The 13,423-nt window shown below is 73.1% G+C and carries 8 protein-coding genes; 4 read left to right on the top strand and 4 right to left on the bottom strand.

Going from position 1 to position 13,423, the window contains the following annotated elements; genetic code table 11:
• Positions 1-1,351 precede the first annotated feature (1,351 nt).
• Positions 1,352-2,578: a S8 family serine peptidase gene (locus EMA09_RS22360; RefSeq protein ID WP_168220783.1), complete on the bottom strand. Its 1,227-nt coding sequence runs from the start codon at positions 2,576-2,578 to the stop codon at positions 1,352-1,354.
• 1,620 nt (positions 2,579-4,198) lie between these two features.
• On the opposite strand from EMA09_RS22360, the gene EMA09_RS22355 reads away from it, so the two are divergent.
• Entirely contained in the window at positions 4,199-4,462 is a 264-nt protein-coding gene (locus EMA09_RS22355; protein ID WP_129842770.1) for a DUF397 domain-containing protein, read from the top strand.
• A 14-nt stretch (positions 4,463-4,476) separates the two neighbouring features.
• On the opposite strand, the gene mycP is transcribed toward EMA09_RS22355, so the two are convergent.
• Positions 4,477-5,679: a type VII secretion-associated serine protease mycosin gene (gene mycP / locus EMA09_RS22350; protein ID WP_129842769.1), complete on the bottom strand. Its 1,203-nt coding sequence runs from the start codon at positions 5,677-5,679 to the stop codon at positions 4,477-4,479.
• Between the two features lies 1 nt (position 5,680).
• Positions 5,681-7,156 carry a type VII secretion protein EccB gene (gene eccB, locus EMA09_RS22345; RefSeq protein ID WP_129842768.1) on the bottom strand — a complete coding sequence of 492 codons (1,476 nt, stop codon included), beginning with the start codon at positions 7,154-7,156 and terminating at the stop codon, positions 5,681-5,683.
• A 178-nt stretch (positions 7,157-7,334) separates the two neighbouring features.
• On the opposite strand from eccB, the gene eccE reads away from it, so the two are divergent.
• The 3 genes from eccE (at position 7,335) to EMA09_RS22330 (ending at position 12,407) form a co-directional block, all read left to right on the top strand.
• Positions 7,335-8,582: a type VII secretion protein EccE gene (gene eccE / locus EMA09_RS22340; RefSeq protein WP_240796521.1), complete on the top strand. Its 1,248-nt coding sequence runs from the start codon at positions 7,335-7,337 to the stop codon at positions 8,580-8,582.
• A complete protein-coding gene (locus EMA09_RS22335) occupies positions 8,582-9,271 on the top strand; it encodes a hypothetical protein (RefSeq protein ID WP_346655849.1) in 690 nt (229 codons plus the stop codon). The genes eccE and EMA09_RS22335 overlap by 1 nt, the downstream gene beginning before the upstream one ends.
• Positions 9,272-9,542: 271 nt before the next feature.
• Complete coding sequence (locus EMA09_RS22330) at positions 9,543-12,407, top strand: SCO5717 family growth-regulating ATPase (RefSeq protein ID WP_240796519.1); 2,865 nt, start codon at positions 9,543-9,545, stop codon at positions 12,405-12,407.
• Positions 12,408-12,442: 35 nt separating this feature from the next.
• Here EMA09_RS22330 and EMA09_RS22325 read toward each other — a convergent pair whose 3' ends face one another.
• The gene (locus EMA09_RS22325) at positions 12,443-13,387 is read right to left on the bottom strand and encodes a bifunctional riboflavin kinase/FAD synthetase (protein ID WP_129842766.1); all 945 of its coding nucleotides are present in this window, start codon (positions 13,385-13,387) and stop codon (positions 12,443-12,445) included.
• Between the last annotated feature and the right edge of the window lie 36 nt (positions 13,388-13,423).

Here is a 13,423-nt window from a genome sequence, read left to right as displayed (position 1 = left end):
CCCCTCGGCCACCCGCCGGCGCTTACGCCGCGTCTCCCGAGGCCGCCCCGTCACACCAGGCGGATCAACAGACTCATCACCACCCCGGGCAACCGGCCCACGAGACACGAACGAGGCCCCCGGAGGATCCTTCTTCGCAGAACGCCGCACCAGACCACCACCCGGCCCCCGCACCGCACCCGTCACCGGATCACGCACCGCAGACCCCACACCCCGACCAACCACACCACCAGGCACAGCCCGCCTGGCCCCACCATCGGGCTGACGCGGAACAGCACCCACAACACCACGCGGCGGAACACCACCCAAACCACCAGGAGGAACCACCTGCCGCCCAACACCCGGGCCAGACACACCCGGCACACCACCCACCACCGACCGCCCAGACCCACCACCAAGTGAAGCAATGGAAGCATCCGACCGTGCTGGGAGCGTCCCCCGCCGAGTGGAGGCAGTGGGGGAGGGAATCGTTTTCACGATGCTTGGCGGCGTCGGCGTCAGGTCGTGGGGACGGGATTCAGTGCCTGCCGGAGACGGATGGGCGGCTTGTCGGCCCCCGCCGAATGCCTCACGTGCCGTGTCAGGAGGCACAGTCTCTGAAGGTGTCGCGACTGAGTCCAGGGATGTACTGGTTTCCTCTTCGGCTGGGACAGGTGTGTCCGGGACGGGGAATCTCGAATCGGGCCGCCCGGTTTCGCCGATGACCTGATCTCCAAGCGGCGAGATGGCTCTCCCACTGCCGCCCGGAGCTACCCCCTCGGCAGGGTACGTGTCGAGCGTCTGCCGATCGCCCTGGTCATGCACATCTCCGAGCCCGTCCAACCTCTCAGCAGAGTCGGGCGGATCGTTATCCACAGCGTCCAACCGCGGAGCCTTGAAGCGCGGTTCCTCGGCGGAGGTGAGTCGTTCGGTGGCGACCTCGTAGGAGGATGAGAGGCGTCGGAGGACGGCGAGAGCTTCGTCGCGGGGTGTCTGTTCGATGCCGAACTGGCCCGCTTCGATGTCTTCCAGGAAGGCGGGCGGTTCCTCGGGCATCGAGCTGCGTGCCTCGCTCAACGCCTCACCTGTGTGCTGCAGGGCCGCCGCCATCGTCAGCGCATAGTTCTTCAGGGCCGTGGACTCTCTGCGGAAGTGGTTGGCCCACTTCCGGAACTCCGTGGCCGAGTCCCCTTCCCACTCCAACTGCGCCATGCGGTCATGGATGTCCTCGGCAACGCTGCTCAGTTGGGGAGCGATCTCCATGAGACGCCGGCCGTGCTCCGTCATGGTGCCCGGCGACCCGCCGTTGACGACCGCGATCATCTCAGCGTGCGTGAGGTATTCGAAACCGCTCATGCTCCTGTCCCCCTCCTCAGTGCGACCGACGCGCTCTGCCGTGGCGCCGCACGGCTACCACCGTGACGGCACCAGCCGCCAGGACGACGGCGGCCACCCCGAAGAACAGCCCACCGCCATCGCCCCCGTCATCGGACCGCCCCAGAACCATCCCGTCACGGACAACGCCCTCATCGGACGCCGTGCCGTCGCCCGGCTCCACATCATCCTCGTCCTGGGCGGGCTCGGGGGCCGTCGGCTCGGGCGTGGCCGGCGGGTCGAGGTGTCGCTCGAAGCTGGAGAACAACGGACTCGTGTCCGGATCCCCCGGATCACCCTCACCATCCAGAATCACCCGATCAGGACGCACCACACCGAACCCGACCTCCTGATCCCGCATCGCACCCTCAGGACCATCAGCCGTCTCCATCAACACCCGCAACACCTGATTCTTCGTCCACTCAGGATGCGCAGACCACACCAACGCAGCAGCACCCGACGCCAACGCCGCAGCACTACTCGTCCCGCCCTCGGCAACCGGACACAGCTCGGTATCGGTATCCGGGCACCGCCACGGGATGTCGTTGCCCGGAGCAGCCAGAGCGACCTGCGGTCCGTACGTCGAGTAATCCGCGTGCTCGCCATGACGATCCACTGCCGCCACACCCACAACGCCGTCGCGATCGGACGGGGATATTGATCCGTTCCCCAGCTCTGCTTCATTTCCGCTGGAGGCGAAGATCAGTACACCGGCCCGTGCGGCAGCGGCGATGGCATCGGTCAAGTCCGGGCTGGTCCTGATCTCCTCGAACCCAGCGGATACATTGATGATCCGGGCACCCTCAGAAACCGCGTACTGGATCGCTTCGGCCATTCTTCCTTCGTTGTCGAAGACCCAGTCACCGTCATTCTTCATGACACGGACCGGGAGGATGTCGACACCCGGCGCCATTCCCTGGACACCCCCGCCAGCGCCCGTGCCGGCTATCAGCGAGGCAATCCCCGTCCCATGGCCTGTGAGGTCCGTATGTGCACCATCCGATGAGATGAGATCTGTCCCCTGAAGGACCTGCCCATCCAACTCCGGGACGGAGTCATCGACACCGCTGTCGATGACCGCCACCGTGACGCCTTCACCCTGCGTCTGCTCCCACACCTCATCGAGACGGTACAGATCTGCGTACCACGGATCAGTGGGACTTTCCGCAGCCGCAGACGGCACCAGTGCGCCGAAGGCGAACAGCGTGGCCGCCAGCAAACCCACACCAGACTTCACCTGGACGTGTCCCTCTCCGACTCCGACGACTCCCCCTCGACCACCCGCCGGCGCTTACGCCGCGTCTCCCGAGGCCGCCCCGTCACACCAGGCGGATCAACAGACTCATCACCACCCCGGGCAACCGGCCCACCAGACACGAACGAGGCCCCCGGAGGATCCTTCTTCGCAGAACGCCGCACCAGACCACCACCCGGCCCCCGCACCGCACCCGTCACCGGATCACGCACCGCAGACCCCACACCCCGACCAACCACACCACCAGGCACAGCCCGCCTGGCCCCACCATCGGGCTGACGCGGAACACCACCCACAACACCACGCGGCGGAACACCACCCAAACCACCAGGAGGAACCACCTGCCGCCCAACACCCGGGCCAGACACACCCGGCACACCACCCACCACCGACCGCCCAGACCCACCACCAGGACGCGCCGAAGGCGTATCCGCAACTGGCCGCCGGCTTTCGCCAACCGGCACGATGGGCACACGGTCGACGGGACCGACCGACCCTCGTCCCGTAGGCCCGGTCGCCGGTGAACGCTCCTCGCCACCTGGGCTCGCCGGGTCCACATGAAGGTCTTCCACAGGCGGACCGGCCACCGAGTCCAACGACGTGCCGACACGATCGCTGTCTCCAGCCGGAGGTGACCACTTGGTAGGAACGGTCTCCCGTACGGGACTCGACGCAGTTCCCTGCTCGATCACGTGATTTCCGGACAGAGGCGGGACCTCAGTAGGCACGATGGCGCCGGGCCGCGGAGGGAGATGCGACTCGCCTTCGTCGTCCCGCTCCAGCCACGGCCCTGTTGGAAGAGGAACAGAGTCATCGGGCGGCTCAGGCATCTTGTCCTGGATCACCGACGGGAGGGCGAACTGTGGTTCTTCCGTCGTTGTCAGGCGTTGTGTGGCCAGTTCGTAGAACGATGACAGGCGTCGGACGACCGCCACCGCCTCGTCGTGAGGGGTCTGTTCGATGCCGAAGGCCCCCGACCGCACCGTCTCGAGAACCAGCGGCGGCTCCTCCGGCATCGAACCCCGCGCGGACGCCAGCGCCACTTCCATCCCCCGCAGCGCCTTGCCCATCGCCATCGCGTACTCGCCCAGCACCGTGGACTGTTCGCGGAAATGATCCGCCCAGGCACGGAACTGGTCCGCCGAGTCCCCCTCCCACGCCAGTTCCCCCATCCGGCGGTGGATGTCCTCGGCGACCTCGCTCAGCAGCGGCGCCATGTCCGACAGACGATGGCCGCACTCCCCCAGCCCCCACGGCGCCTCCCCGTGCACGATCTCCCGCAGCTGCGCATGGGTGAGACCCTCAATACCGCTCATGCTCGCCCCCCGCTCGGTTCATCCCCGGAAGCAGTCGACTCCGGTCCGGTCAAGTCCGGTCGACGGACGTCGCCGCGCACCACCATAAGTGGCCGCACGCTCACGCACATCCCTCATCGTGACCAGACGGCGCTACGCATGAACGCCGGGTCGCCGGTCGTCCTCCGTTCCTCCGTGCGGTGACAGTGCGCTGCGTTACGATCACTTCCGGGTCGCCGCGCCGTGTCGCGCGGGGCCGGACGCATCGGGTTGGCCGGGAGGGAAGGCAGGCGCCATGGGTACCACCGAGACACCGGAGGAGATCGCCGCTCGCAAGGAGCGCGAGAAGAACGAGCTGTACTCCCGCGACATTTCCGGGGTCGAGTGGCTCAGCGCCCCGGACGGGCCGCAGGACGAGAAGGTCGAGATCGCCTACCTGCCCGGGGGTGGTGTCGGCATGCGCAACTCGAAGGACCCCGACACCGTGCTGCGGTTCACGGACGCCGAGTGGGAGGCATTCGTCCTCGGGGCGCGCGACGGCGAGTTCGACATCGAGTAGGGGATGCGGCGGCGTCATCGGCGGCGCCGGTCCCGGCGTACGACGAGGACGCCCGCCAGCACGGCCGTGAGGACGGCCGTCGCCAGCACGGCGTACGTGGCCCGGCGTCCGGCGCGCTCCGCGTGGGTCTCCGTCAGCTGCAGGTCGGGCACGTCCGGTGCGGGCGGTGCGGGCGGCCCGGCGTCCGGGGTCGGCGTGGTCGCGGCCGGCTCGGCGGGGAGTTCCGTGAGGGCGCGCACCGGATCGACGACGCCCCAACCGATGGCGTCATCAGGTCCGGGGCCGGGGCGTTCCGCCGTCTGCTGGAGCTGCGCGATGACCTGCTGCGGTGTCCAGTCCGGGCGCGCCGCGCACAGCAGGGCGGCCACTCCGGCGACATAGGGCGCGGCGAAGCTGGTGCCGTTGTCGACGCACTGCCCGCCGCCCGGGACGGTCGACACCATGTCGACGCCCGGCGCGGCGATGTCCACGAAGTCGCCGGCCTGGGAGAACGGGGCGCGCTCGTTGTTGCGGTCGGACGCGGCGACGGCGAGGACGCCCGGGGAGGCGGCCGGGTAAGTGCGGCGTTCGCGCCCGTCCGCGCCCTCGTTGCCCACGGAGGCGACGACGACCGCGCCGGCGTCGATGGCCGCCTGCACGGCGGCGGCGAGCGCGGAGTCGTCGGTGAGGACCTGGTCCACGTCCTGCGAGATGTTGATGACATCGGCGCCGGCGGCCACGGCATGCGCGATGCCCTCGATGAGGCCGGCGACCGTGCCGCCGCCCTCGCCGTCGTTCTGGCGGATGGGGATGATCGTGGCGTCCGGCGCCAGGCCCGTGAAGCCGCTGTCGTCGGCCTCCCGGGCGGCGATGATGCCCGCGACCTTCGTCCCGTGCCCCACGGGGTCGACGGTCGGGCCGCCTTCGGCCCCGGCCTCCGGCGGCAGGACGTCCGCGCCCAGATCGGCGGCGACCGCTCCGGCGAGCTGGGGGTTCGTCGCGTCGACGCCGGTGTCGATGACGGCGACCCGGACGCCCGCACCTCGCGAGACGGCCCACAGCCGGTCCAGTTGGACGCGCTGGAGCGACCAGGGGCGCTCCGCTATCGGTTCGGCGGGGAACGTGCAGGTTCCGCCGTCCGCCCGTGCCTCCTGGACGCCTGTGGGCACCACGGCGGCGAGGAGGGCGAGCGCGATGGCGGCGGCGGTGCGCTGCGGACGGCGCGGTTGTCCGGTCATGTCAGGAGCCCTGCGGCCGCACGGCACTCTTGGTGTCGAGGCGCGGCCCGGTCGGCAGGAGCAGGGACCAGACGGCCGGTACGGGGACGGGCGTGATGTCGCCGTAGCCGAGGCGGGTCCTGGCGTCCTGGGTCTCTCCCTCCCCGTCGGCGGTGGCTTCGACGGAGTAGCGCAGGCCGGTGTCGGTGACGAGGAAGACGCTGCCCGACTCGGTCTGTTCGCCCTGGATCTGGCGGTAGAGGAGACCCGACCCGGGGGTGACGTAGGCGGTGGCGGCGCCGGACGCGATGGTGGCGGGGTAGTCCTCGCCGGCCCAGGTGGCGACCTCGGTGGTGCCGTCGTCGCCGTCCACGGACAGGAGGACGGAGCACAGGGTGTCGCGCGCGCCGTCGTTGACCTGCTCGGGCATGTGCGTCGGCCAGGTGTGGAGGCGGTCGAGGCTCTCCTCGGGGGGCGCGGGGTCGATGTCCTGGGCGCCGACCCGGGTGGACTCGCTGTTCATCCCGAGCATCGCGCTGTCCGGGTGGGAGGCGAGGAGGTAGGCCATGAACGGTGAGACGGGGACCACACGGCCCGGCAGGACGACGTAGTGCTGTTCGTCGTCGCCGCCGGAGACGGTGTCGAGGACCATGCCGACGCGCCCGGTGCGCTCGTCGAGTGTGCCGATGCCGGCGTCGGTCCCGACGGTGTCGGGCAGTTCGGGGAAGACGATGGGGTCGCCCTCGGCGAGGGTGTCGAGCCACTCGCGGCCGACGGGTTGGGGTGCGGTTCCGTGCGTCAGGAGACGGACCAGCAGGTCGTGGTCGTCGCCCTCCTCGCCGACGCGGTAGCGGGTGCCGTGGGCGTCGACGATGTACGGCACGTGGTCGGGGTCCTCGACGTAGAGGAGTTCGCCGCCGGTGAGGCGTTCGTCGCCCTCCACACGGCCGGTGTCGCGGTCGGCGAGGACGAACACGGCCTGCTGGACCGTGCCGCCGTCGCCGCCCGGCTGCTGGCAGGCGGCCCAGCGTTTGGCCTCGCCCGCGTCGGCCGCGTCGGGCAGGCGGTCGGGGGCGTACGGGATGCCGAGGGTGGGGCCGCGCGGTATGGCGCCGCTGTCCAGTTCCTCCTCGGAGACGTTGACGACGGAGATGTCACCGGTGTTGTCGAGGAGGAGACGCGCGGAGGAGAGGTTGAGGACGGGGTGGAGCTGTGTCTGGCCGTCGGTGTCGAGGACGACGTAGCGGGTGGTGGAGTCGCTGCCGATGATCACGTGCGCCCCGGGCTCGTCCCAGCCCTCGGGAACGGCGGGCCGGAACAGGCCCCATGCCCCGAACGCCGCCAGGACCAGGGCTCCGACGACCGCGCCGGGGACGACGGCCCGCAGAGGGCGCGGCGCGCCTTCTTCCGTGCCGGTGGGGGCGGGACGCAGGAACGCGGCGACGGTGCGGCGCTTGGCGTAGGTGTAGGCGTTGAGTTCGTCCTTGCGGGACGCCATGGCGACTCCTCCCCCAGCCCCTGGCCCGGCTGTTGTCGGACCGGGGCTCTACTATGCCCTGTGATGATCCGGTCACGGTCAGGAGGGGGGTCGGAGGATGGCGGCTGTGGTGACGGCGCCCCCGGCCGGGCGGGCGGCGGGGAGCGGGGGTCCGGTGGGTGGGCCGGCGGGGGCGGGCGTGCGGCCCGTTCCGCGAACGGGGGCCGGGCGGCTGGGATTCCTGTGGCCGCTGGTGTGCCTCCAGGCGGCGGCCGGGCTCGCGGTGGGCGGCCGGGCGGCCGACGGGCCGGTGCGCTGGGTGCTCCTGGGGCTCGTGATCCTGCCGGTCGCCCTCGCGGTGCTCGCCGTGGTGGCCTGGTGGCAGGGGATCACTCCGTCGGGGTGGCTGGGCGAAGTGCTGGCGTTCCGGCGGCGCAGGCGGCGGGCGGCGGGCCTGGTGCCCGAGGGGGGCGATCCGCTGTTCGCGCTGGCGGCCGAGTGCAGGCCGGGGCTGCGGAGCCATCCGTTCGTCGCGCGTGGGGGGTGTGACGGGCGGGAGCAGCGCGAGATGGGGATGGTCGGCGACGGTGGGTCGCTGACGGTGGTGCTGCGGGTGGAGGCGGCGCAGCGGCCCCTGCAACCGGGGTGGGGCGGGGGCGGGTTGCCGCTCGGGCTGCTGCGGGACGCCCTCGACACGGACGGCATACGGCTGGCGGCGGTGCAGGCCGTCCAGCACACCCAGCCGGCGCCCTCGCCGATGCTGCCCGAACGGTCGGTCGCGGCGACGAGTTACGGGATGCTGGGTGCTCAGGGGCTGGGCGGCGCACCGGCGTTGCGGCTGACGTGGGTCGCGCTGCGGCTGGATCCCGAGCTGTGCCCCGGGGCGGTCGCGGAGCGCGGTGGCGGGGCGATGGGGGCGCAGCGGTGTCTCGCGCGCGCCGCCGACCAGTTGGCGAGCCGCCTGTCGGGCGCCGGGTTCGCCGCGACGGTGCTGTCGGAGTCGGAGCTGCTGTCGGCGCTGGCGGCGTGCGCCGGTTCCGATCCAGCGGTGACGACGGTGATCGGCCAGCGGGAGGGCACCCGCCCCCGCCGCACGGGCGAGCAGGTCACGACCTGGCGGTGCGACAACCGGTGGCACACCACGTTCCGGGTGACCCGGTGGCCCGTGCTGGGGCCGGGGCACGTGCCGCTCGCCGGGCTCGTGGCGGCCGTCACCGCGGTGCCGGCGTTCGCCACGACGTTCTCCCTGACGCTGGGGGCGGTCGGGCGGTCGTCCGTCGAGATGTCGGGGCACATACGGGTCGCGGGGCTCGGGGAGGGGCAGGCGCGCGCGGCGGGCCGTGCGCTCACCGGGACGGCCGCGGCGGCCGGGCTCGGGGTGGCGCGGATGGACCGGCGGCAGGCGCCGGGGCTGTGGGCCACACTCCCGCTGGGAGGGGCGTGCTGATGCCGGGGACCGGGCATGTGCTGCCGGCGGACGCCCTGGACGGGCTGGCGCTGCCCGCCGGGGACGACGGGATCGTCGTGGGGGTGGACAGCAAGGCGCGGGCCGCCGTGCTTCCGGTGCACCACCCCGTGCCGTACGACATCGTGCTGGTCGGCGGTGTGTGGACGGCTCAGGTGCTGGCCCTCCGTGCCGTCGCCACGGGCGTGCGGGTGGCGGTGGAGACGGGCCGTCCGCACGTGTGGACGCGGCTGGCCGAGGCGGCCAACGGCGGTCTCGGCGGCTTCGAGTTCATGACGCTGCACGAGGTGGGCAAGGTGCCGCCGATGGGCGCGACGCTGGGCTTCCCGGTCCTCGTCGTGCGGGACTGCGGCGTCAGACCGCCCCGGGGCCGGGTGGCGTCGGTGCCCTGGCAGGCCGTGCTGACGCTGCTCCCCTACGTGGGTCCGGGGACCCCGCGGCTGATGGAACGTGCCCAGCTCGTGGGGGTGCAGCGGGTGTCGCCCGAGGAGAGCCGGCAGGTGGCGCGGTCGATGGCGCTGCCGGGCGTACAGGCGGAGGCTCTGTCGACGTTCGCGGAGAACGTGACGCTGTGGTGCACCCGCACCTCGCGGCGGCTCGTACGGCTGGTACCCACGGACGGGGAATCGGGACTGCTGGGCGAGCCGCGGCGGCTGGACACCGCGCCATGACGCCCTTGCCGCGCATGCCCGGATGGCCCGTGTTTGCCCGTTGACTGCCTCTCTTCGGCGTGTTTTTCCGCACGCGCCTGGGTAGCCCGCGAGGGGAGGACTTCGGCTCTTCGCCGTACGCCCACTAGGGTGAGGGGCAACACGCCAGCGAAGCTGTGCGCAAGGGCCTGAGCCCGTGTCGCGGGAACCGCTCGGGGGCTCCGGTCCGTCAACCGCACAGCGGCCCTTGAGGTGCGGATCAGGGAGCAACGTCAGGAGCGGGAGGCGCGTCGTGAGCAGCGATCGGGACAGGGATCGGCCGGGGGAGGAGATCTCCGCCGACGAACGGCCCGATGACGAACTCCTCGACGAGGAGTCGGAGACCACCGGGCAGTTCACCATCGATTACACCCCGCCCGCCTGGTATTCGGGGGGCGCGAGCACTCCGCCGGCCGGGGACGCGGGGGCGGCGGGCGCCGGCGCGCAGCCGCCGGTGTCCGCGGCGCCGCCCGCCGGGCCGCCCGCCTTCCCGTCGTCTCCGCCGCCCGCGGCGTCCGCGCCGGAGCCGCCGGCCGGACGCGCGGACGCCGAGGAGGACGAGGAGCCGCAGGACGCCCGGACGATGAAGTTCTCGCCCGCCTCCGTGCGCAAGGCCCTGGCCGAGGCGCAGGCGAAGGCGGCGGCCGGCGCCGGTGAGGCGCCGCAGGCGAAGGACGCGACGTCCGGCGGGGGCGTCGCCTGGCCCGCACCCCCCGCCCCGGCGGCCGACGCCTCGGACCAGACACCCCCGCCGGACGCAGCCGGCGACCAGCCCAAGGACGCCACGTACGGCGGCGGCATCGCCTGGCCCGCACCCCCCGCCCCGGCAGCCGACGCCTCGGACCAGACACCCCCGCCGGACGCAGCCGGCGACCAGCCCAAGGACGCCACGTACGGCGGCGGCATCGCCTGGCCCGCACCCCCCGCCCCCGCGGCCGACAGCTCGGGCGGGCCGCCCCCGCCCCCGCCGGCAGCGGCGGCGGCCGAGGGCGCGCAGGCCCCCGTCACCCCGCCGGCCCCGGCAGGGCCGCCGGGACTGCCGCCGCTGCCCCCGGACTTCCAGCTCCAGCAGCCCGAACCGGCCGCCGGGTCCGCCCCCGCGCCGGGTGCCGAGCCCGTCGCCGCGGAGCACACCGTCGTCTTCACCCCGGCGAAGCACCTGCCGGACACCGGCGAGCCGAGCGTCCAGGTCGAGTTCGCCAAGTCCGGTACGGAGGCCGCGCTGGAGGTCGACGACGAGCCCGCACCGCAGCCGCTCCCGCAGCCACAGGCCCAGCCCGCCCAGCCGGCCCCGCCGCCCGCCGCCGACCCGCGGCTCGGCGGCACCCCGACGGCACCGCCGCCGGGGCTCCCGGCCCTGCCCGACCGGCAGGTGCCCCCCGTACCGCAGCAGCAGGCGCAGCAGCAGCCCGCGCCGGGGCCGTTCCCCGGCGCACCGGGCGGCGCACCCGGGGTTCCCGCGGCGCCGCAGTGGCCCGATCCCTCACAGGGGCAGGGCCAGGCCCAGCCGCCCGCCCCGCAGTGGCCCCAGCCGCCCGCCCAGCCGCTGCCCGGCCCGCCGCAGTACGCGCGCCCGGTCCACGGCGCGCCCGCCGACGCGGCACCGCAGGACGCCCCGCCCGCCGTGCCGCAGTGGCCGGCCCCGGCACAGGGCCACCCGGCCCCCGGCCAGTGGCCGTCGCCCGGCACCCCGGCCGACGGCGCCCCCGTCCTGCCGTACGGGGCGCAGCAGCCCGGCCCGGCGGGCGTGCCCGCAGCCCAGCAGCCGCCGCACGCGCAGCCGGACCGCCCCCAGCTCCCCGGGCCGCCCGGCGCGGTGCCCGCCGCGCCGCAGGACCCCCGCGCCGGCGGCGGCTGGCCCGAACCCCCGCACGCCCCGGTCCACATGCAGCCCGGCGCCCTCGGCTACACAGCGTCCGTCGAGCTGTCGTCGGACCGGCTGCTCCAGGAGAGGCGGCGTGCCAAGCAGCGCTCGCAGCCGGCCAGCAAGCCGGGCTCGCGGTTCCGGATCGGCGGGAAGGCGGCCGAGGAGGAGCGCCAGCGCAAGCTGAGCCTCATCCGCACGCCCGTCCTGTCCTGCTACCGCATCGCGGTCATCAGCCTGAAGGGCGGCGTCGGCAAGACCACGACGACCACCGCCCTCGGCTCGACGCTCGCGAGCGAACGCCAGGACAAGGTCATCGCCATCGACGCCAACCCGGACGCCGGCACCCTCGGCCGCCGCGTGCGGCGCGAGACGGGCGCCACCATCCGCGACCTGGTCGGCGCGATCCCCTACCTGCACAGCTACATGGACATCCGCAGGTTCACCTCGCAGGCCCCCTCGGGTCTGGAGATCCTGGCGAACGACGTCGACCCGGCCATCTCGACGGCGTTCAACGACGAGGACTACCGCCGCGTCATCGAGGTCCTGGGCAAGCAGTACCCGATCATCCTCACGGACTCGGGCACGGGCCTCCTGTACAGCGCGATGCGCGGCGTCCTCGACCTCGCGCACCAGCTCATCATCGTGTCGACCCCCTCGGTGGACGGCGCGAGCAGCGCGAGCACGACGCTGGACTGGCTCTCCGCCCACGGGTACGGCGAGCTGGTGCGGCGCAGCATCACCGTCATCTCCGGCGTGCGCGAGACCGGCCGGATGGTCAAGGTCGAGGACATCGTGGCCCACTTCAGGACGCGCTGCCGCGGTGTGATCGTGGCGCCGTTCGACGAGCATCTCGCGGCCGGCGCCGAACTCGAACTGGACCTGATGCGTCCGAAGACACGGCAGGCGTACTTCGACCTGGCGGCGCTCATCGCGGAGGACTTCACCCGCATGCAGCAGGAGCAGGGCCTGTGGACGCCGGACGGTGGCATGCCGCCGCAGGTGGCGCCGCCGCTGCCGGGGCAGCAGGGCGGCCCGCAGGGGTATGGCTTCCCGCAGCCGGGCCAGCAGCAGCCGCCGGCGCAGCCGCAGCACGGCCAGCCCTACGGGTATCCGCAGCAGCCGGGCGCCCCCGTCGGCGGCCACCCCGGCCAGTACGCGGGCGGCCCCCCGCAGCCGGACGTGCCCGGCGGCTACGGCTTCCCGCCCCCGCCCCCGGGCGCCTGGGGCCAGCCGCAGCCCCCGCAGGGCTGACACGGCGGAGCGGCGGCCGGCCGGACCCCGTCCGGTCAGCCGCCGCTCGTCAGCTCACGCGCGCGCCGCAGGTCGTCGGCGATGCGCTCCAGCAGGGCGTCCAGGGACTCGAAGGTCTCCTGCCCCCGCAGGAACTCGGTGAAGTCGACCGCGACCCGCATGCCGTACAGGTCGAGGTCCGTGCGGTCCAGGGCGTGCGCCTCGACGGTGCGCCGCGTGCCGTGGAAGTGGGGGTTGGTCCCGACGGAGACGGCGGCGGGCATCCGTTCCCCCGCGGCGGTCAGATAACCCGCGTAGACACCGTCGGCGGGAATCGCGGAGTAGGGCACGGTGTCCAGGTTCGCGGTGGGGATGCCGAGTTCACGGCCGCGGCGCGCCCCGTGCACGACGATCCCCTCGACCCGGTGCGGCCGTCCCAGGACCTCGGCGGCGCCCGCGACATCGCCCCCGGCGATGAGGCGCCGCGCCAGCGACGAGGAGAACGGCTCCCCCTCCCCCGCCGCGCCCCGCTCGTACAGGTCGATGACGTGCACGTCGAAGCCGTAGGTCCCGCCCAGTTCCCGCAGCGTCTCCACGCTGCCGGCGGCACGGTGGCCGAAGCGGAACGTCGGCCCCTCGACGACCGCCCGCGCGTGCAGCCGCTCCACGAGCACCTTCACGACGAAGTCGGCGGGCGCCAGCCGCGAGAACTCCTCGGTGAACGGCAGCACGAGCACCGCGTCCACGCCCAGTTCCGCCATCAGCTCCGCGCGCCGCGGGTGCGGTGCGAGGAGCGGCGGGTGCGTCCCGGGGCGGGTGACCTCCTTGGGGTGCGGGTCGAAGGTGACGACCACCGCCGGCACCCCCAGCTCCCGCGCCCGCGCCACCGCCTGTCCGATGATCAGCTGATGCCCTCGGTGGACTCCGTCGTACGACCCGATGGTGACGACGCTGCGTCCCCAGTCACCGGGGATGTCCGCCAAGTCACGCCAGCGCTGCACCGTTCTCGCTCCTCGCCGCCTGGGCCTATGCCACTG

The organism is Streptomyces sp. RFCAC02, assembly GCF_004193175.1.
In the GTDB taxonomy this organism is placed as follows: domain Bacteria; phylum Actinomycetota; class Actinomycetes; order Streptomycetales; family Streptomycetaceae; genus Streptomyces.
The sequence above is the reverse complement of the archived record's forward strand: the minus strand, read 5'-3'. Positions and strand labels throughout refer to the sequence as shown.